This window comes from Clostridium sp. UBA4395, assembly GCF_002390995.1.
Taxonomy (GTDB): Bacteria; Bacillota; Clostridia; order Clostridiales; family Clostridiaceae; genus Clostridium_J; species Clostridium_J sulfidigenes.
This window is the reverse complement of record NZ_DGRF01000052.1, coordinates 1-21,695: the sequence shown is the minus strand read 5'-3', so window position 1 is coordinate 21,695 and position 21,695 is coordinate 1. Positions and strand designations below refer to the sequence as shown.

The following is a 21,695-nucleotide window of genomic DNA, read 5'->3' as shown; positions in this document are numbered from 1 at the left end:
AAGTCCTGCCCCCGCAACCATAAAAGCGGATTGAATATATATTCAATCCGCTTTTTTCTTTTAAATAACATCATTTAATTTATAATAAAGTTTAATGAATTGAATTTATAAATAGATTTTAAAAATGAATATAAATATAAGTATATTAATTAATTATATTTATATGAAAAATATTTTCCCCATGAAACCTTTTATAATTATTATTCATGACATAAAAATATAATATACGAAGATAAGAAAATTAAGAGGTATAAATTTACTAAAGTCATACTATAAGCGGAATAACTTAATAATTTAGAACCATAAACTAAAAATGAAAACAGAGGTAAAATGGAGTTTATTGTAATAAATTTCCTTATGCAAGCCTCCATTAAATTACATTTATTTCCAAAGAGTATTGATATAATTAACCTGTAAAAAAAATACAGGTGGGTGAAATTATTATGCAATATGGAGAAAATATTAGGACGTATAAAAGAGTAAAAAGCAGTATGGTTATTAGTAATGATAGGGATGGTGACGGAGCAAAAATAGTAGCGAAGAGTATTGTGTTTTTCTGTGTTGCTATATTAGTTAGTAGAGTAATAATGATAAACAAATCTGCACCTTTTGGGATTGCATTTTTACTTACAATACTATTCTTAGAGGATAACAAGTTATCTTTATTTGTTGGATTGGGATCTATATTGGGCTACATAACTACAATAGGTGTATTAGAGAATTCATTAATGTATATAACTATAGTTCCAACTTTGGTTATAATATGTTTAATTTTAAATAGTTTTATAAAAAGGAATATTAAAAAGTTTGTTATTATAGGAGCAACTTTAATAATGATTTTTGCATATACTATGTTAGTGAATCAGTATACACTACTGTTGGCACTTGGAAATACTGCATTAGAAGGAGTAAGCATAATACCTGTTTACTTAATACTGGAGTATAGTATTAATAGTTTTAAAAACATAAGAACAAAGCATTTATTTTCAAATGAAGAAATAGTTTCTATGAGTATATTAATAGCTTTAATAATTGCAGGTACTTGGGGTATTGAAGTTTTCAATATATCAATTTTAAGTGTATTAAGCATTGCCGTTGTATCTATTATAGGTTATGTTTGTGGTACAAGCATAGGTGCTACAGCAGGAATTGCGATGGGTGTAATTGTGGGAATGTCTAGTCAAAATATTTTTGGTTATGCAACAGTATTGGGAGTATGCGCCTTGACTTCAGGGATATTTAGAGAAGGTGGAAAGTTGATTTCGTCTTTAGCATCATTTATAGTATTTTGCATAATGAAGATATATATAGCTACTTATATACCTGAAGGGATTTCACAATTTATATTGGCAGAAGGGATTTTAGCTGCAGCGTTATTTATAGTTATACCTAATGGTATATATGAAACTATATCTGGGGAGTTAGATGTAGAGAAAAAAAGCAAAAGATATGAAGAAGGATATGCTAATAAAGTAAAAGGAATTTTCACAGATAGGTTAGATAAATTTTCTGAAGTGCTTCTAAATATGGCTGGTACGTTGAATAATTTAGCTGATAATGATAAGCTAGATATGAGTACTAAAAGTAGTGGGCTTATAGAGAATTTAGCTAATAGAGTATGTAATAGCTGTGACACATGTGGAATATGTTGGGGAAGAGAAATGATAAATACCTATAAGGCTTTTGGAGAACTTTTAGAAAGTGCTCAGAATAAAACTAACATTTTTCCACAGTTATTAGAAAAGAAATGTATAAGGAAGGCTTCGCTAATAAGAAATACAGAAGATATTATAAATAAATTTATTATAAGTGAAATGTGGAGAAGTAGATTAGCGGAGGGCAGAGAGCTGATTGCAAATCAATTCAATAACATGGCTAAGTCTGTAGATGAGATTATGGAAGAGTTTTCAGCAGACTTTAATGAAGATAAAGATTCAGAAAAAAAGATTATGAGAATTCTTGAAAAGTACGATATAGAAGCTGATGATGTATTTGCAATAAAAGATAAGAATGAAAGATTGAATATACAGATAACCTGTAATTCTTGTAATGGAAGAAATTTATGTGTAAAAAAAATACTACCTTTAATTAATGATTGTGTGGATTATAAAATGAAATTAAAAGCAGACGGTTGTAAGATTAATCCTGTAACTAATAAGTGTACAGCTATGTTTGAAGAAGTACCTAAGTTTGGAGTAACTACTAGCGTATCTAGGGCATGCAAAGATGGACAAACTATCTTTGGAGATAATTTTAACTTTGGAGAAGGATATGATGGTAGTTACATGATGGTTATTAGTGATGGAATGGGCTCAGGTCCACAGGCAGGAAGAGAAAGTAAGGCTGTAGTTGAATTAATTGAGAAATTTACAAGCGCGGGCTTTAGCAGAACTACAGCTATAAATACAGTTAATTCTATAATGAGCCTTAAATTTTCAGAGGATGAAAAATTCTCTACAGTAGACTTAAGTGCAATTGACTTGTATAGTGGAGAAGTAGATTTTATGAAGGTGGGAGCAGTAGCTAGTATTGTAAAGAGTGGTGATACCATAGATATTATTAAATCTAGAAGTTTACCTATTGGAATACTAGATGAAGCAGATATAGAAATTCATAGTAAGAAAGTAAAAAATGGTGATTTGATTGTTATGTTAACAGATGGAGTTACAGACTGTGATGAAGAATCTAGTGGAAAGATAGATTGGATATTGGATTATTTATGTAGAAATGATAATGTGAGTCCAGAGGAACTATCTAAGGGTATAATTAATGAAGCGAAGAGAATAGGAAAAAATAAGGTTAAGGATGATATGACAGTTATGGTTTCTAGAGTTCACACAGCTTAATTTGGGTTAAGTAAATTGGAAAGTTAATTATAGCTAATTTATAATGGTTGTAATAAAAAAAGTGAAGAGGTGTGTAAACATTTCTTCATTTTTTTTATTATATTTGTTTTAAAATTCTTACATTTATGATATTATGACTTAAAACTATATTTTTAGGAAGTGTTTTTATGGGAGATAAAGAGTGGCCGAAAGTACATAATAATAGTATTAGAAATCAAGTTATCAAAACTATTGAAGAAAATGGAATGTTAAATAGAGGAGACAAAGTTATAGTTGCATTATCTGGAGGTCCTGACTCTATAAGTTTATTGCATGTTTTGTCTACATTAATAGATGATTATAATATAAAACTATATGCAGCTCACGTGAATCATATGTTAAGAGGTAGTGAATCAGATGAGGATGAAGCTACTTGTAGAAGGTTTTGCAAAGAAAATCAAATTGAATTCTTTAGCAAGTCTGTAGATATAAACTTAATAGCTTGTGAAAACAATATCTCCACGGAGATGGCTGGTAGGGATGCTAGATATGAATTTTTTGAAGAGCTTCTAAAAAAGCTTAATGCAAATAAAGTTGCATTAGCTCATAATGTTAATGATCAAGCAGAAACAGTACTTATGAGGTTAATGAGAGGAACTGGAATAGAAGGGCTTATAGGAATTAAACCTGTAAGAGATGAAGTATATATAAGACCGATAATAAATGTGAGCAGACAAGAAATCGAGGGTTACTGTAAAGAAAACAGTCTTCCGGCTAGAATAGATCAAACAAATTATGAGCCTATATATTCAAGAAACAAGATCCGATTAGAGTTGATACCTTATATACAACAAAACTTTAACGCGGATATAATTACAACCTTAAATAGAATGTGTGAACTTATCAAACGTGATGAGGATTATATTCAAGAAAATGCAATCAAAGTTTTTCAAAAATATTGTGATATAGGAGAAGATAAGGTTATAATATATAAAGATGTATTTTATCTTCATCCATCTTTAGTAAGTAGAGTGATAAGAAAAGCTCTATTAGAAGTCAAAGGGGATATAAATAATATTCAAAGCATACATATCGATAATATTATAAACTTACAAAAATCTGGTACAGGAAAGTTTACAATTGTTCCAAAAGAAATATTAATCAAGAATGTATACGGTAATATTGAAATAACAAGGCAAAAAAAACAATGTAAAGTTGATATAGATACTATTATAAATCTTAATATGGGTAATAATTATTTTGAAGAGCTAGGACTTAAAGTATATATAAGATATATAGATAGTGACAAAAAAATGAATTTTAAATCTAATGATAACATAAAATATTTTAATGGTACTAATATAAAACATATAACATTAAGATTTAGAAGGAATGGGGATAGATTTTCTCCTCTTGGGCTGAAAGGCAGTAAGAAGTTAAAGGACATATTTATAGACTTAAAGATTCCAAGAGAAGAAAGAGATTTTGTGCCTCTGCTTTGTTTTGATGAAGATATTTCATGGATAATAGGATATAAAGTAAGTGATAAATTTAAAATCCATGAAGGAGTAAAAAAAATTATAGAAGTAAGTGTGGAAAGGCAGGAAAAACATGAATAAGGACATTAAAGAAGTTTTATTAACTGAAGAGGTTTTGACAGAAAAAATTAAAGAAATAGGGGTTAAAATATCAAAGGAATATGCAGGGAGAGATTTAATTGTACTTGGTATTCTAAAGGGTTCAGTAATGTTTATGTCTGATTTAATGAAAAACATAACTATACCATGTAAGATGGATTTTATGGCTGTATCTAGCTATGGAGACGCTACACAATCTTCAGGAATAGTAAAAATAATAAAGGATTTAGATTTTGAAATAAAAGGCAAGGATGTGTTGATAGTAGAAGATATTATAGATAGTGGAGTAACTCTTAAATATCTTATGAAATACTTAGGTGCTAGAAATCCAAGGAGTCTTGAAATAGCTTGTTTACTTAATAAACCTGAAAGAAGAAAGGAAGAACTAGATGTTAAGTATCTTGGTTTTGATGTTCCGGATTATTTCTTAGTAGGATATGGTCTTGACTATGCTGAAATTTATAGGAATCTTCCTTATATAGGAATATTAGATGAACACGTATATATGAAGTAGTAAAGTTTTATACTATATAGGTATAATCTTATTTATTTTTAAAATAGAGTAGAATAGTAGTTCATTAATAATTAATATTATTGATGTTGTAAAGGAAAAACTCATATGATAGAATTTTTAGTGATATTGAACCGTAGAGAGAGGGGGGCTTTAAATGAAAAAAATTTCTAGTGCAACAATTTGGTTTTTAGTATTAATACTAGTTATATTTTCTGCACTATCATTATTCGATAGTACAGGAACTTTAAAAGAAATAAGTGTAACAGAATTTGAAAAATATATGCAACAAAAACAAGTATCAGCCATACAAACATCGTCTGATGGTACATCGGTAAGAGGTAAATTAAGTGATGGTACTGAATTCAGTGTAAATATTTTACAATCAAGGTATTCTCAAATACTTAAAGAAAATCCAAACCCTAATATGAATGAAAAATATGATCCACCTGCTACAGTTCCAGTTTGGATGAGAATTTTACCTACGCTTCTTGTGATAGGAATGGTAGTGTTATTTTGGGTAATGTTTATGAATCAATCTAGCGGAAGCGGAGGCGGAGGCGGCCGTGGTGTTATGAGCTTTGGTAAAAGTAAAGCTAAGATGGCTGTACCTTTAGACGGTGATAAAAAGGTTACCTTTAAAAATGTAGCTGGAGCTGATGAAGAAAAGCAAGAACTTGAAGAAATAGTGGATTTTCTTAAAAATCCTAAGAGATATATGGAAGTAGGAGCTAGAATTCCAAAAGGAGTACTATTAGTTGGTCCTCCAGGAACAGGAAAAACTCTTTTAGCAAAAGCAGTAGCTGGAGAAGCTGGAGTTCCGTTTTTCAGTATATCAGGGTCAGATTTCGTTGAAATGTTTGTTGGAGTTGGAGCTTCAAGAGTTAGAGACTTATTTGAACAAGCGAAAAAGAACTCTCCTTGTATAATATTTATAGATGAAATTGATGCTGTAGGTAGACAAAGAGGTGCTGGTATGGGTGGAGGCCATGATGAAAGAGAGCAAACATTAAACCAACTTCTTGTTGAAATGGATGGATTTGGTGTAAATGAAGGCATAATAATGGTAGCGGCTACAAATAGACCAGATATTTTAGACCCAGCTCTTTTAAGACCAGGTAGATTTGATAGACAGATAGTTGTTGGTGTACCTGATATTAAAGGAAGAGAAGAAATATTAAAAGTTCACTCTAAGAATAAACCTTTAAATGAAGATGTAGAATTAAAAATACTTGCAAAGAGAACACCAGGATTTACTGGGGCAGACCTTGAAAATCTAATGAATGAAGCTGCTTTATTAACTGTTAGAGCTAGAAGAAAAGTTATAACTATGGAAGAGTTAGAAGAATCTATAACTAGAGTAATGGCTGGACCAGAAAAGAAATCTAGAGTTATTAGTGAGAAAGATAAGAATTTAACTGCATATCATGAAGCAGGTCACGCAGTAGTATCTAAATACTTACCTAATTCTTACGCTGTGCATGAAATTAGTATTATTCCAAGAGGGATGGCAGGAGGATATACGTTACATCTACCTAATGAAGATACAGCATATACATCTAAGTCTAAACTTAGAGATGATATGGTTGGTCTTTTAGGTGGAAGAGTTGCTGAAGCATTAATTCTTGGAGACATAAGTACAGGCGCAAAAAATGACATAGATAGAACTACATCAATAGCTAAGAAGATGGTTATGGAATATGGTATGACAGATGCTCTAGGACCTATATCTTTTGGAAAAGATGATGGTGAAGTATTCATGGGAAGAGACTTTGGAAGAACAAGAGATTTCTCTGAAGAGGTTGCATCTAAGATAGATAGAGAAATTAAAGCTTTAATTGATGAGGCTTATGAGAGAACAGAGACTATTCTCAAAGAGAATATAGATAAACTTCATGATGTTGCAAAAGCTCTACTTGAAAGAGAAAAACTTACTGCAGAAGAATTTAATGCAATAATGGAAGGAAAAACTCTTGCAGAATTTGATGCGGAAAAAGTAGTGGTAGATTCTCCGAAAGAGGAAAATGATATTCCTGTAGAAGAAAATAGTATTAGTTCTAATGATAAGTTTAAGGATTGGAATGTAGAAGCTCTTAATGATGAAGTGTCAACAGATGAAAATCAAATAGAAGAAATTTCAAACAATGAGAGTAACACATATAAAGAAAGTTAATACATTGTTTTAAAAGCACAGCTATTGCTGTGCTTTTTTTATAAAAGTAATTATGTTATAATGAACTTGAAAATGGAAGTGTATTGAAGAAACTATTGAGACAACTATATTTATAGTTATCATAGCTTAATTTATTTCTGAATTTTGAAAAAATAATACAAATAAATATAATACTTGGGAGGTTAATTTATGAAAACTGATATTGAAATTGCTCAAAGTTCAAAGATGATACCAATTTTAGAGGTAGGAAAAACCTTAGGTTTAACTGAAACTGATTTAGATCTTTATGGAAAGTATAAAGCAAAGATATCCCTAGATGTTCTTGCAAATAGAAAAGATAAGGATGATGGGAAACTTATATTAGTTACAGCAATTAATCCAACTCCAGCAGGAGAAGGAAAATCTACAGTAACTATAGGACTTGGTCAAGCGCTTTGCAGTTTAGGCCAAAATGCTGTTATAGCATTAAGAGAACCTTCATTAGGGCCAGTTTTTGGAGTTAAGGGAGGTGCTGCAGGTGGTGGATACGCTCAAGTAGTACCAATGGAAGATATAAATCTTCATTTCACGGGAGATATGCATGCTATTACAACAACAAACAATTTGTTATCAGCAGCTATAGATAATCATATTCATCAAGGAAATGAACTTCGAATAGATTCAAGAAGAATTATATTTAAAAGAGTTTTAGATATGAATGATAGAGCTCTTAGAGATATAGTAGTTGGTATGGGTGGCAAGCCTAATGGGTTTTTAAGGGAAGATGGATTCACAATTACTGTTGCATCTGAAATTATGGCAATACTATGTTTATCTAACAATCTTATGGATCTTAAGGAGAGATTTGGGAAAATACTTGTGGCATATGACCTTGATGGAAATCCAATATATTGTAAAGATTTAAAAGTTCAAGGTGCAATGGCTATGCTAATGAAAGATGCTATAAAACCTAATCTAGTACAAACATTAGATAATACGCCAGCAATAATTCATGGAGGGCCATTTGCAAATATTGCTCATGGTTGTAACAGTATACTTGCAACTAAAATGGCGCTAAAGCTAGGAGATTATGCTATTACTGAAGCAGGATTTGGCGCAGATCTAGGAGCAGAGAAATTCTTTGATATTAAATGTAGGTATGGAGGATTAAAACCAAACTGCGTAGTTATAGTTGCAACAATTCGTGCATTAAAACATCATGGTGGAGTTAAAAAAGATGAATTAAATATTCCAAATGTAGAAGCATTATCTAGAGGTGTTGTGAATTTAGAGAAACAAATAGAAAACATACAAAAATTTAATGTTCCAGTAGTTGTGGCTATAAACAAATTCATATCAGATAGTGATGAAGAAGTTAAGTTCATAGAAGAGTTCTGTAAAGCTAAGGATGTAGAAGTATCTTTGACCGAAGTTTGGGAAAAAGGAGCAGAAGGTGGAAAAGACTTAGCTAATAAAGTTATTTCAACTATTGAAAATAAAGAAAGTAAATTCCAAGTATTATATAATGAAGAACTCGGCATTAAAGAAAAAATAAAAGTTATTGCAAGGGAAATCTATGGAGCAGATGATGTTGAGTTTACAGCATCGGCTAAAAAACAGATTAGTGAAATCGAAAAATTAGGACTTCATAAGGTACCTATCTGTGTAGCTAAAACTCAAAATTCTCTTTCAGACAATCCTACTTTATTAGGAAGACCAACAGAATTTAATATATCTGTAAAAGAAGTTAAATTATCAAATGGAGCAGGGTTTATAGTTGCTCTAACAGGAACTATAATGACTATGCCGGGGCTTCCAAAGGTTCCTGCTGCAAATAAAATAGATATTCATGAAGATGGAACTATAGAAGGTCTATTCTAAATTCTTTAAATTTAAATTATATTATATATTAATTAGATTAATAATTAATCAGATATAATTAAAAATTAAAATTTATTTACTAATCCTATGATTTTCATAGGATTAGTTTTTTTTATAAATTTTAATAGACAGGAATTAAAATTTATTTAAACAGAATACTATAACTAAGATTATCTAAATTGTAGAAATTTTTAAATAAGAAATTCACAGAAAAATGAATTAAAACTTGCAATGAATATATACAAATGGTGTTAAATGTGTTATTATTATATACGGTAAAGTTAATATGTCAGGAGGCAGTAAAATGAATAAACTTGAAGTGTTTAATTCGCTTAAAGAGACATCACATTTAGGTGGTGGAGATAGTCAATTGCAAATGCAACACAACCTAAATAAACTTACAGCGAGAGAAAGAGTTCTTGCATTATTAGATGAAGGAACATTTGTAGAAATTGGTGCTCTTGTTTCAGACAATGGAGCCGGTGTAATTACTGGTCACGGAACTGTAAATGGTAGACTAGTATTTATATATAGTTGTGACTATACAGTTGAAGGTGGAACTTTTACAAAAGCTATGGGAAGAAAAATAATAAATATTCTTGATAATGCTGCTAAAATAGGTGCTCCTGTAGTTCAAGTTATTGATTCCATAGGTGGAAAATTAAATGAAGGAATAGAATTACTTGGTTCCTATGGATTAGTTTTAAATAAGTATGCTAAGTTAAGTGGTGTAGTTCCAAGAATATCAATTATTTGTGGTCCTTGTAATGGGATAGCATCATTAATTGGTACAATGAGTGATATAGTGGTTGCTGTAGATGAAATAAGCGATTTAAGTGTATCTTCTTTAGGGAAGCTTACTGAAAAAGAAGGTAAATATGTGGATAAATCAATGGTGAGCAACGGAGTAAGTGCTAATAAAAATAGTAATGCGCACATAAATACTGCTACTGAAAATGAAGCATTCCAAGTTGTGAGAAATATAATTTCTTATATGCCATCAAATAATTTAGAATTACCTACTGTTAGTAATGAAGATTTAAATTTAAATTTAAGTAAGCTAAATCTTGATGAAATGGTTGAAAAGGACAATTATTCCTTAGATGAAATATTAAATACTATAACTGATGTAGATAGTATTATAGATATATATGGAGGGTTTGCTGCAAACTTTAGAACTGTACTGGGAAAAATCAACGGTTTGACAGTTGGAGTTATATTAAACTCTAGCAATAAAGAAATTGATAATTTAGGATCAAATAAAGTTGCAAGTTTTGTAAAATTATGTGACAGTTTCAATATATCAATTTTAAGTTTAGTAGATACCAAAGGAGCATCAGTTTCTTTAGAAGAAGAAAATAATGGACTTGCTAAAAATATAGGAAAGCTTGTGTATTCGTTAATTGATGCTTCAGTTCCAAAGGTTTCTTTAATTATTGGAGAAGCATATGGCCTTGGATATGAAGTATTGGCTTCAAGAGAATCAGCTTTTGATGTCACAATGGCTTGGCCAACAGCAAAGGTATGTTTAACAAATCCAGAAGAATATATAAAAGGATTACACAGAGATGAGATATTTAACTCAGAGGAACATAAACAAGGGGAAAAAGATGTAATTGCTAAATATTATGATGAAGTAACAAGTCCATATAATTTAGCTAAGGTGGGAATTATAGATGATGTAATAAAACCAAGCGAAAGCAAGCAAAGGATATTTGCTATGCTAGATATGTTACAAAGTAAAAGAGAATTAAAATATCCTAAAACACATGGTAGTACACTAGTTTAGGAGGAATAAAATATGAAAGAAACATTATTCAGAAACTTCACTTTAGATAATTTATCCTTTGCATTAGGTGTAGCTGCCATTGCTATGATAATAGTGTTTGGAGTATTAATAGCACTTATGATAATAATTAAGTTACAGAGCTTTTTATTAGGAAGAGATTATAAAAAGAAATCCAATACTAATGATGAGCCTAAAGAGGAATCAATTACGGTAAGTGAAGTTGATAACACTGTGCAAGCAGTAGATATTAATAAAGAATATGAGTTAGTGGCAGCTATAATGGCATCAATATCTGCTCATACTGGTAAACCACTAGATGAACTAAATATAAAGAGTATAAAAAGGATTAATAATAATTCAAGTTGGAGAAATGCTTCTATTAAATAGAAGCGTTGTTAGGAGGATATTTCGTATGAAAAAATATAATGTTACAGTTAATGGAAGTTTATATCAAGTAGAAGTAGAAGAGGTAAAGGGTGAATTTGCTACCCTAGTAGCACCAGCAGCACCAATAGCATCAGCAAAACCAGTACAACCGACACAACCAGTAGCTCCAGCGGTGTCATCAACTCCAGCTGCATCACCAGTTGCATCGACAGCAGATGGTGCAAAGGTGGAAGCACCAATGCCAGGAACAATAGTTAAGGTACTTGCAACTAAAGGGGCAACAGTTAAACAAGGAGAGGTTCTCTTTGTACTTGAAGCTATGAAGATGGAGAATGAAATAATGGCTCCAGCAGATGGAACTGTAGTAGAGATAAATGTAACACAAGGAGCCGCAGTTAATACTGGAGATATATTAGCTGTTATTGGATAATAGGAGGTCAAATTAAATGAATGTTTTTGAAGTAATTAAGGATTTGTTTGCCTCTTCTGGGTTTGCGGCCTTAACATGGCAGCAAGCAGTGATGATAGGAGTATCTTTAGTTTTTATATGGTTAGCAATTGGTAAAAAATTTGAACCTCTTTTGTTATTACCTATAGCCTTTGGTATGTTACTTACTAACATACCATTAGGTAATATCATGGCTGAACCTGTAGGTAAGGAAGTAGGAGGATTGTTATATTACTTATCAAGAGGAGTTAAGTGGGAAATATTCCCTCCGCTTATATTCTTAGGGGTAGGAGCAATGACGGATTTTGGCCCATTACTTGCTAATCCATCTAGTGTACTTATGGGAGCAGGGGCACAATTTGGTATTTTCTTTGCTTTTGGAGTAGCTATTCTTTTTGGATTCACCCCACAAGAAGCTGCATCTATAGGAATTATAGGAGGAGCAGATGGTCCTACAGCTATATTCTTAACTAATAAGCTAGCAGGACACTTGTTAGGACCTATTGCAGTGGCAGCATATTCATATATGGCACTAGTGCCACTTATACAACCACCAATAATGAAGGCTCTTACAACTAAAGAAGAGCGAAGAATTAAAATGGGACAACTTAGACAAGTTAAGCAAATAGAAAAGATTGTATTCCCTATAGTTGTAACTATAATGGTAACTTTATTATTACCATCCTTATTGCCATTAATAGGAATGTTAATGCTTGGTAACTTATTTAAGGAGTCTGGAGTCGTTGGAAGACTTTCAGATACTGCACAAAATGCCTTAGTAAATATAGTTACTATATTCCTTGGACTTTCTGTTGGAGCAACTGCAACAGCAGAGGCCTTTATAAATCCTAAAACCATAGGAATAGTTATAATTGGAGTGGCTTCCTTTGCTATAGCTACAGCAGGAGGAGTACTTGTAGGTAAAACCATGTGTAAATTAACTAAAGGTAAGATAAACCCATTAATTGGATCTGCTGGAGTATCAGCAGTACCTATGGCAGCTAGAGTTTCTCAAGTTGTAGGTCAAAAGGAAGATCCTACTAACTTCTTACTTATGAATGCTATGGGGGCAAATGTCTCTGGAGTTATAGGAAGTGCAGTTGCAGCAGGTGTATTATTAACCTTATTTGGAGCTTAATATTAAGTTAAATTGTAAATAGTTTATAAAAAAGGTATGTACTTTTAAAATAAAGGTATATACCCTTTTTTATTTGATAATAATAAAAAAAAGGAGGCGATTATTATGAAAGATATAATGATTCAATCTCTAATTAAAAAAGAAAATGAGATTATTAAAAGTTATAAAAGTTATCTGACAAACATACCTGTCCAAGAAATTGACAACAAGGCACAGGACTCTATTGTAAGACATAATAATCATGTAAAGACTTTAAAAAATATTATAGGGAGGTAGGGGCCAATGTTCAATGGTAAGGATAAGGAAAAAAATATTAGAAGAAATTATATAAACAAGAAAGAGGAAAATTTAAAAAAGTTATATCTGAATATTTTGAATAATTCCAATGATGGAACATTAAAAGAAGAATTATATGAGATTTTTAAAGATGAGTTGGATATAATAAATAGTAATAATCTAATATAAACATAATAGAGTAGTCTAGAGTGATATTACATAAAATTCATTAACACATTAAGTAGTATTAACTTAAAAAAGTTAATTAAATTATATAGTTAAAGTGTTAAATGTGTTATAATAATTAGGAACATTTAAAAAGCAGCTTAAAAGCTGCTTTTAATTATATAGAGGTGACATGATTATGATATTCGTATTAGACGTAGGAAATACTAATATAGTATTAGGTATTTATAAGAATGAGGAATTAATAGTTGAGTGGAGATTATCTACAGATAATAGAAAAACTTCTGATGAATATATGATAGAAGTAGCACAGCTTTTTGCTTACAACAAGCTAGAGGTTAGTGATATATCAGGAGTTATTATTTCATCAGTAGTTCCAAATATAATGTATTCCCTAGAACATATGGTTAGAAAGTTTTTTAACAAAAAACCTCTAGTAGTAGGTCCTGGAATAAAAACTGGAATAAATATAAAATATGATAATCCTAAAGAAGTAGGAGCAGATAGAATAGTTAATGCAGTAGCAGCTCATGAAATGTATAAAAAACCATTAGTTATTATAGATTTTGGTACTGCGACTACTTTTTGTGCAGTAGCTGCTAATGGAGATTATATAGGCGGAACTATATCGCCAGGTATAAAAATATCCTCAGATGCTTTATTCCAAAGAGCTGCTAAACTTCCAAGAGTAGAGCTTATAAAACCAGAAACAGTTATTTGCAAAAATACAGTAGCTAGTATGCAAGCGGGTATTGTATATGGTTATATAGGTCAAGTTGATTTTATCGTAAGTAAAATTAAAGAGGAAATGATAGCATTAGGTGAGGAAAATCCTATGGTAATAGCTACAGGAGGTCTTGCTAATCTTATAGCAGAGGGATCAAAATCTATAGATAAAGTTGAACCATTCTTAACTTTAGAAGGACTTAGAATTATATACGAGAAGAACAGAGAATAGGTGATAGAATGAAAATTTCAAATATAAGCTTCGAAAATCCTGTATTTCTAGCTCCTATGGCAGGAGTTACTGATATAGCTTATAGAGGTATATGTAAAGAAATGGGATGTGGACTAGTTTATACAGAAATGGTTAGTGCAAAAGGGTTATATTATAATAGTAAAAATACCGGAACCCTTATGAGAATAAGTGATGAAGAAAAGCCAGTTGCATTACAGATATTTGGAAGTGAGCCAAAGATAATGGCATTTGCTTGTGAGTCTATTCAAGACATGGATGGAGTTGCTATTATAGATGTAAACATGGGATGTCCAGTACCAAAGATAGTTAAAAATGGAGAAGGTTCTGCTTTGATGAAAAATCCTAAGCTTGCTGGCGAAATTGTTAAAGAAATGAAGAAGTCTACAAATAAGCCTATTACAGTAAAGTTTAGAAAGGGTTTTGATTCAAATAACATAAATGCTGTGGAGTTTGCTAAATATTTAGAAGATGCAGGAGTAGATGCTATAACGGTGCATGGAAGAACTAGAGAGCAAATGTATGAAGGTAAGGCGGATTGGGATATAATAAAGCAAGTAAAGGAAGCTGTTTCTATACCTGTCATTGGAAATGGTGATATTTTCGAGGCTGAAGATGCTATAAATATGAGGAAACAAACTAATTGTGATGGTATAATGGTAGCGAGAGGTGCTATGGGAAATCCTTGGATATTTAAAGAGATAAAACAAGGAATTGATGGAAATTATATAGTGAGGCCTACTGATGTAGAAAGAATAGATATGTGCATGACTCATTTGAATAGAGCCGTAAAGTTCTTTGATGAAAATAAGGCTGTAAGAGAAATGAGAAAACATATAGCATGGTATATTAAGGGATTAAGGAATTGTACCGAAATTAAAGATAAAATCAACTCTGCTATATCCTATGATGAAATGTATGATTTATTAGAAAAATATAAATTAAATTATGAAAAGTGGTATTTTTAATATAAATATACCTTCATTGACAAGGAATTGCAGCTGTTTTATAATTAATCAAAGATTATAGAGACTATATATGATACAATTGAGTATTTATAATGATATAGAATTATTTAGTAAGATTGAAGGGGAGAGAAAAATGAGCGAAGCTAAAAAATACGTGATGACTTACGAAGGAATAAAGAAGCTTGAAGATGAGCTAGAGTACTTAAAAACAGTTAAGAGAAAGGAAATAACAGAAAAGATAAAGGTTGCTTTAGGATATGGAGATTTAAGTGAAAATTCAGAGTATGACGAAGCAAAGAATGAGCAAGCATTTGTTGAAGGAAGAATTATTCAACTTGAAAATATGCTAAGAAATGCATCTGTGGTAGATGAAAGTGAAATTCCTAAAGATATGGTTAGTATAGGAACAAGTGTAAAAGTGTTTGATTATGAATTTGATGAAGAAATAGAATTTTATCTTGTTGGTTCTGCTGAAGTAGATCCTTATGAAAATAAAATTTCAGATGAGTCCCCTGTTGGAAATGCGCTTATGGGGAAAAGAACAGGAGACATTATAGAAGTATCAACTCCAGATGGAATTAACAAGTATAAAGTATTGGAAATTAATAGATAATCATAAATGAAAAACTAGGAGGAATGGTCTATGGCTACAGAAGTTAACAATGATAATTCACAAGAAATTGTAGTAGATAATGAACAATTACAAGCTCAAGAAGCTGAATATAATGAACAAGTAATGATAAGAAGACAAAAACTAGCTGATCTTCAAGCCCAAGGAAAAGACCCTTTTGACGTATATAAGGTTGAAAGAACTCATGAGGCTCAAGAAATAAAGGATAACTATGAAGAACTTCAAGAAACAGAAGTTACAATTGCAGGAAGACTTATGTCTAAAAGAATTCAAGGAAAAGCTGGATTCTGCGATATTCATGATAGATCTGGTAAAATGCAAGTATATATAAGACTTGATAGGGTTGGAGAAGAACAGTTTAAAGATGCAAAAACTTTTGATATAGGTGATTTTTTAGAAGTTACAGGTATACCATTTGTAACAAAGACAGGAGAAACTTCTGTTAAAGCTAGCAAAGTAACTTTAATTTCTAAATCATTAAAACCACTTCCAGAAAAATGGCATGGACTTAAAAATCTAGATTTAAAATATAGACAAAGAGAAGTAGACCTAGTAATGAATAAAGATGTAAGGGATACTTTTATTAATAGAATAAAAATTATAAAAGCTGTAAGAGAATTCTTAGATAATAGAGGATACTTAGAAGTGGAGACTCCTATTTTATCTCCTATAGCTGGAGGAGCAGCTGCAAGACCATTCGTAACTCATCATAATACCTTAGATATAGATATGTATTTAAGAATTGCTACCGAGTTATACTTAAAAAGATGTATAGTTGGTGGACTTGAAAAAGTATATGATATGGGTAAAAACTTCAGAAATGAAGGAATGAGTATAAGACACAATCCGGAATTTACAATGATAGAATTATATGAAGCTTATGCTGATTATAACGATATGATGAAAATAACAGAAGAATTAGTTGCATATGCTTGTGAGAAGGTTCATGGTAGCACTAAAGTAAATTATCAAGGAACTGAAATAGACTTTACACCACCATGGAGAAGAATTACTATGATTGATGCTGTAAAGGAATATGCAGGTGTAGACTTCAATGAAATTAAGACAGATGAAGAAGCTAGACAAATTGCAAAAGAAAAACATTTAGAATTTATAAAGGAATTAAAAGATTGTACAAAGGCAGATATATTAAATGGTTTATTTGAAGAATATGCCGAAGAACATTTAATTCAACCAACATTCCTTTGTGATTATCCAGTAGAAATATCACCATTAACTAAGAAAAAACGTGGAAATGAAGCATTTACTGAGAGATTTGAAGGATTTGTTTATGGTAGAGAAGTTTGTAATGCTTATTCAGAACTAAATGATCCTATAGTTCAAAGACAAAGATTTGAACAACAAGCAAAAGAAAGAGAGCTTGGAGATGATGAGGCTTATCTAATTGATGAGGAATTCATGAGTGCTCTTGAGGTAGGAATGCCTCCAACAGGTGGACTTGGAATTGGTATAGATAGAATAGTAATGTTCTTAACTGATTCAGTATCCATCAGGGATGTTATACTATTCCCAACAATGAAACCCCTACAATAATATATAATTTTAAAATTAATTTTACCCAAAAATTATTACATATTAAAATAATTTTTGGGTAAAATGTTAAGGTGCTAATTTAATATATAATATAATTAAAGAGATATTAAATAATTATTGCATATTAAAAAGATTTTTGGATAAAATATTAAAGTATTCATATAATGTAAGCAAAAGAAATTATTTTTTAAATTTTATAAAATAGTGTTGAAATTTACATTTAATATGATATAATCTAAATATGAATTAAATATTCCGCGATAGCTCAACGGTGGAGCACTCGGCTGTTAACCGATAGGTTGGAGGTTCGAATCCTCTTCGCGGAGCCATTTTTTATAAGATAACTTACGGCGGGCTTTTAAGTCGGCTTATTTTGTTATAGTAAACAATATAACAAAATAATATTTTAATTTTATTTTGAATTATAATATGATGTGAGGATAATAATATTAAAAACTGAATAATAACGATGATAAAGAAAAGTAGTAATAAAGATTTTAAAGAGAGATGATGGCGGGTGTAAATCATTAAATCAATATTATGAAGGGAGCTTTTGAGTTAGTGATAAATTTTAAAGATGAGCTTTAGCTAATAAGGGTGGAACCGCGGATTAATTTCGTCCCTTAATTGGTTAAAGTTTTTTTATTTACAAATATTAATTTGTTAATTGCAATTAATAATAAAAACATTGATGGAGGTAATGAACATGGCAAAACAATTAACGATGGATAAAATGGTAGCTTTATGTAAAAATAGAGGATTTATATTTTCTGGGTCTGAAATTTATGGAGGACTTGCGAATTCATGGGATTATGGTCCTTTAGGTGTGGAATTTAAAAATAACGTTAAAAAAGCATGGTGGAAAAAGTTTGTTCAAGAAAATCCTTACAATATAGGTTTGGATTGTGCAATATTGATGAATCCAGAAGTTTGGGTAGCAACAGGTCATGTAGGTGGATTCTCTGATCCATTAATGGATTGCAAAGAATGTAAGGCTAGATTTAGAGCTGATAAGTTAGTTGAAGATCATATGGTTTCAGAAGGCGCAGAAGTAGCTGTAGCTGATGGATGGACTAATGAAGAGTATAAAGAATATATTGAAAAACATAATGTGGTTTGTCCAAAGTGTGGGAAAATGAATTATACAGATATAAGAAAGTTTAATCTTATGTTTAAAACTTTCCAAGGCATAACTGAAGACAGTAAAAATGAAATATATTTAAGACCAGAAACAGCTCAAGGTATTTTTGTAAACTTTAAAAATGCTCAAAGAACATCAAGAAAGAAAGTACCTTTTGGAATAGCTCAAATAGGTAAATCTTTCAGGAATGAAATTACTCCAGGTAACTTTACCTTTAGAACAAGGGAGTTTGAGCAAATGGAACTTGAATTTTTCTGTAAGCCAGGAACTGACTTAGAGTGGTTTGAATATTGGAAGGAATATTGTAAGAATTTCTTATTTAACTTAGGAATGGGTAAGGAAAATCTAAGGTTTAGAGATCATGAAAAAGAAGAACTATCATTCTACAGTAATGCTACTTGTGACATAGAGTTTTTATTCCCATTTGGATGGGGTGAACTTTGGGGAATAGCTGATAGAACAGACTATGACTTAAAAAGACACATGGAACATTCAGGAGAAGAGCTATCTTATCTAGATCCAACTACTAATGAGAAATATGTACCATACTGTATAGAACCATCATTAGGAGCTGATAGAGTTGCATTAGCATTCTTGTGTGAAGCTTATGATGAAGAAGAACTAGAAGGTGGAGATGTTAGAACAGTGATGCATCTTCATCCAGCATTATCACCATTTAAGGCTGCGGTACTTCCACTTAGTAAGAAATTAAGTGAAAAGGCTCTTGATGTATATGGAATATTATCTAAAAAGTTTAATGTGGATTATGATGAGGCTGGAAGTATAGGAAAGAGATATAGAAGAGAAGATGAAATAGGAACACCATTCTGTATTACTATTGACTTTGATACTATAGAAGATGAGAGTGTTACAGTAAGGGATAGAGATACTATGGAACAAGTAAGAATGCCAATAAGTAATCTAGTGTCTTATATAGAAGAAAAAATGGAATTTTAATAGAAGTCTATATAGATTTAAAATAGCTCTAGGCATTAATTTGCTTGGAGTTATTTTATAATAAAGAATATAGCAAGTTGAATATGTAAAGTAAAAATATATTGGTATGATAAATTAAGGGTGTTTAAAAATGTATTGTAGTCTAAAATTTAAATGGATATTGTATTTAAAGGTTCATTAATGGAGATTTATATAAATGGATAAAAAAATAACCGGATTTGCATCCGGTAAAAAATAGGGTTTAATCATGGGGATATGTTATGTGCAATGTTAAACCTTTGGGGAAAAGTTTTAACACCTTTACTTACGGCACAAACAGATTATAGCATATTAAAAAACTCATAGCAATAGCTTTTTAAAAAAATAATAAATTAAATTGAAAAAACATTGAAAAGTTAGTGGATTAAAGGGGAAAATAGGCGAAAATAAAGAAAATAGGGGAACTTTTGCAATAAATAGAATAAGTATTTTTCATAGAGTTTTTTTAAGTCTGATGTAGTGATATAATTATAGTATAGAAGTAAGCTAATATATGGCGGTACTGGAGGAATAAGAATGAAAAGAAATTTTAGTGAGTTTAAGAAGTTTATTAAGGATAAAAATGTAGCAGTAGTAGGAATAGGGGTAAGCAATATACCACTTATAGATTTCCTTGTTGGCTTAGGAGCTAAAGTAACTGCATTTGATAAAAAGAATATAGAAAAACTTAAAGAAGTTGTAGACAAGTATCAATGCAAAGGAGTTAAATTTGAATTGGGAGAAGTATATCTATCTAATTTGCATGGTTTTGATGTTATCTTTAAAACCCCATCTATGAGAATTGATAGTAAAGAATTAACTATAGCCAAAAATGAAGGTGCATATATAACATCTGAGATGGAGGAGTTTTTAAGATATTGTCCTGCTAAAATATACGGTATAACAGGAAGCGACGGAAAAACAACAACTACATCTTTAGTATATAGTATTTTAAGTGCGGCTGGTTTCAAAACTTGGGTTGGAGGGAATATAGGTACCCCATTATTCACAAAAATAGAAGAAATATCACCAGATGACAAGGTTGTTCTTGAGTTATCAAGTTTTCAACTTATGACTATGGATACATCTCCAGAAGTAGCTTTAATTACAAATTTATCACCTAATCATTTAGATATGCATATAGATTTACAAGAATATATAGATTCCAAAAAGAATATATTTAAATATCAAAATAAAGATAACCTGTTGGTGTTAAATGAAGATAATGATGTTACAAGAAATATTAAAGGGGAAGAAAATGGGCGTCTTTATACTTTCAGTAGAAATAGTGTTATAGAAAATGGAGCTTATTATAAAGATGGAGATATTTTTGCAAAAGGTAAAAAGGTATGTAATAAAAGTGAAGTATTGCTGAAAGGTATGTATAATATAGAAAATTTATTAGCAGCCTTTGCTTTAATAGCGGATGATGTGGATGTAAAATATATGAGAGAAGTTGCAACTACTTTTAAAGGTGTAGAACATAGAAATGAATTTGTAAGAAGCTATAGAGATGTAGAATATTATAATAATTCTATAGCTTCAAGTCCTACTAGAACATTAGCAGGTATAAAAGCTTTTGAAAAACCAGTAGTATTAATTGCTGGAGGACGTGACAAAAAAGTTCCTTTTGATCCATTAGCATATGAAGGATATCCATATATTAAATCATTGATTTTGCTTGGGGAAGCTAAGGAACAAATTAAAAAAGTTTTTGACAAATTAAAAAATGAAAAAGGTATCCATGTTGATATTCATATGGTTGATACGTTAGAAGAAGCTGTAAATAAAGCAGTAGAAATATCAGTAAGTGGAGACATAGTTGCATTAGCTCCGGCATGCACAAGTTTTGATATGTTTGAAAACTTTGAGATTAGAGGAAATAGGTTTAAAGAAGTGGTTAAGAACTTAAAGTAATAGAACATTATTAAAAAAATATATATCTATAATACTTTATATTAACTTAACAATAGATAGATATATTCCTAGAACGCAGTTTTGATTTACTGTTTTCTAGGAATTTACTTTTTTAATCATAATGTCAATTGAATTGTAAAGCATACTATAAGAAGATTATATTAGCTTGTTAGTTATAAGTAATAATGACACGCTATTGTACTTCACGTTTTAATATTTATTTTAATCTGGTTATACAAATGGTAAATCTCCTTGAAACCTGTATGAATAGAACAACTATTTGGGGCTGTATCAGAATGAAGT

The 21,695-nt window shown here is 30.7% G+C and carries 17 protein-coding genes, 1 tRNA gene and 1 other annotated feature; all 18 genes read left to right on the top strand.

Annotation, left to right across the window (positions count from 1 at the left end; translation table 11 throughout):
* Positions 1-443: 443 nt before the first annotated feature.
* The 18 genes from spoIIE to murD all read left to right on the top strand — a co-directional run bounded on the left by spoIIE (position 444) and on the right by murD (position 21,392).
* A complete protein-coding gene (gene spoIIE, locus B2694_RS09430) occupies positions 444-2,846 on the top strand; it encodes a stage II sporulation protein E (protein WP_346885514.1) in 2,403 nt (800 codons plus the stop codon).
* 167 nt (positions 2,847-3,013) lie between these two features.
* Positions 3,014-4,444 carry a tRNA lysidine(34) synthetase TilS gene (gene tilS, locus B2694_RS09425; protein ID WP_346885513.1) on the top strand — a complete coding sequence of 477 codons (1,431 nt, stop codon included), beginning with the start codon at positions 3,014-3,016 and terminating at the stop codon, positions 4,442-4,444.
* On the top strand, positions 4,437-4,976 hold the full coding sequence (gene hpt / locus B2694_RS09420; protein WP_346885512.1) for a hypoxanthine phosphoribosyltransferase: 540 nt from the start codon (positions 4,437-4,439) through the stop codon (positions 4,974-4,976). Before tilS ends, hpt begins: the two co-directional genes overlap by 8 nt.
* A gap of 154 nt (positions 4,977-5,130) precedes the next feature.
* Positions 5,131-7,146 carry an ATP-dependent zinc metalloprotease FtsH gene (gene ftsH / locus B2694_RS09415; RefSeq protein WP_346885511.1) on the top strand — a complete coding sequence of 672 codons (2,016 nt, stop codon included), beginning with the start codon at positions 5,131-5,133 and terminating at the stop codon, positions 7,144-7,146.
* Positions 7,147-7,335: 189 nt separating this feature from the next.
* Positions 7,336-9,006, top strand: a complete 1,671-nt coding sequence (locus B2694_RS09410) for a formate--tetrahydrofolate ligase (protein WP_346885510.1) — start codon at positions 7,336-7,338, stop codon at positions 9,004-9,006.
* Positions 9,007-9,310: 304 nt separating this feature from the next.
* The gene (locus B2694_RS09405) at positions 9,311-10,795 is read left to right on the top strand and encodes a carboxyl transferase domain-containing protein (protein WP_346885509.1); all 1,485 of its coding nucleotides are present in this window, start codon (positions 9,311-9,313) and stop codon (positions 10,793-10,795) included.
* Positions 10,796-10,807: 12 nt separating this feature from the next.
* Entirely contained in the window at positions 10,808-11,182 is a 375-nt protein-coding gene (locus B2694_RS09400) for an OadG family protein (protein WP_346885508.1), read from the top strand.
* A 25-nt stretch (positions 11,183-11,207) separates the two neighbouring features.
* The gene (locus B2694_RS09395; protein WP_346885507.1) at positions 11,208-11,612 is read left to right on the top strand and encodes a biotin/lipoyl-containing protein; all 405 of its coding nucleotides are present in this window, start codon (positions 11,208-11,210) and stop codon (positions 11,610-11,612) included.
* A gap of 16 nt (positions 11,613-11,628) precedes the next feature.
* The gene (locus tag B2694_RS09390; protein ID WP_346885506.1) at positions 11,629-12,768 is read left to right on the top strand and encodes a sodium ion-translocating decarboxylase subunit beta; all 1,140 of its coding nucleotides are present in this window, start codon (positions 11,629-11,631) and stop codon (positions 12,766-12,768) included.
* A 105-nt stretch (positions 12,769-12,873) separates the two neighbouring features.
* Positions 12,874-13,044: a hypothetical protein gene (locus B2694_RS09385; protein WP_346885505.1), complete on the top strand. Its 171-nt coding sequence runs from the start codon at positions 12,874-12,876 to the stop codon at positions 13,042-13,044.
* 6 nt (positions 13,045-13,050) lie between these two features.
* Positions 13,051-13,233, top strand: a complete 183-nt coding sequence (locus B2694_RS09380; RefSeq protein ID WP_035130754.1) for a hypothetical protein — start codon at positions 13,051-13,053, stop codon at positions 13,231-13,233.
* Positions 13,234-13,408: 175 nt separating this feature from the next.
* On the top strand, positions 13,409-14,188 hold the full coding sequence (locus B2694_RS09375; RefSeq protein WP_035130756.1) for a type III pantothenate kinase: 780 nt from the start codon (positions 13,409-13,411) through the stop codon (positions 14,186-14,188).
* Positions 14,189-14,196: 8 nt separating this feature from the next.
* A complete protein-coding gene (dusB, locus tag B2694_RS09370; protein WP_346885504.1) occupies positions 14,197-15,174 on the top strand; it encodes a tRNA dihydrouridine synthase DusB in 978 nt (325 codons plus the stop codon).
* A 133-nt stretch (positions 15,175-15,307) separates the two neighbouring features.
* Positions 15,308-15,787 carry a transcription elongation factor GreA gene (gene greA, locus B2694_RS09365; protein ID WP_346848858.1) on the top strand — a complete coding sequence of 160 codons (480 nt, stop codon included), beginning with the start codon at positions 15,308-15,310 and terminating at the stop codon, positions 15,785-15,787.
* Between the two features lie 66 nt (positions 15,788-15,853).
* Positions 15,854-17,359, top strand: a complete 1,506-nt coding sequence (gene lysS, locus B2694_RS09360) for a lysine--tRNA ligase (RefSeq protein ID WP_414632727.1) — start codon at positions 15,854-15,856, stop codon at positions 17,357-17,359.
* Positions 17,360-17,613: 254 nt separating this feature from the next.
* Positions 17,614-17,688 (top strand) — tRNA-Asn (locus B2694_RS09355).
* 131 nt (positions 17,689-17,819) lie between these two features.
* Positions 17,820-17,986, top strand: a binding site (T-box leader).
* A gap of 79 nt (positions 17,987-18,065) precedes the next feature.
* Positions 18,066-19,457 carry a glycine--tRNA ligase gene (locus B2694_RS09350; protein ID WP_346885502.1) on the top strand — a complete coding sequence of 464 codons (1,392 nt, stop codon included), beginning with the start codon at positions 18,066-18,068 and terminating at the stop codon, positions 19,455-19,457.
* A gap of 555 nt (positions 19,458-20,012) precedes the next feature.
* Positions 20,013-21,392, top strand: a complete 1,380-nt coding sequence (murD, locus tag B2694_RS09345; RefSeq protein WP_346885501.1) for a UDP-N-acetylmuramoyl-L-alanine--D-glutamate ligase — start codon at positions 20,013-20,015, stop codon at positions 21,390-21,392.
* Positions 21,393-21,695 lie beyond the last annotated feature (303 nt).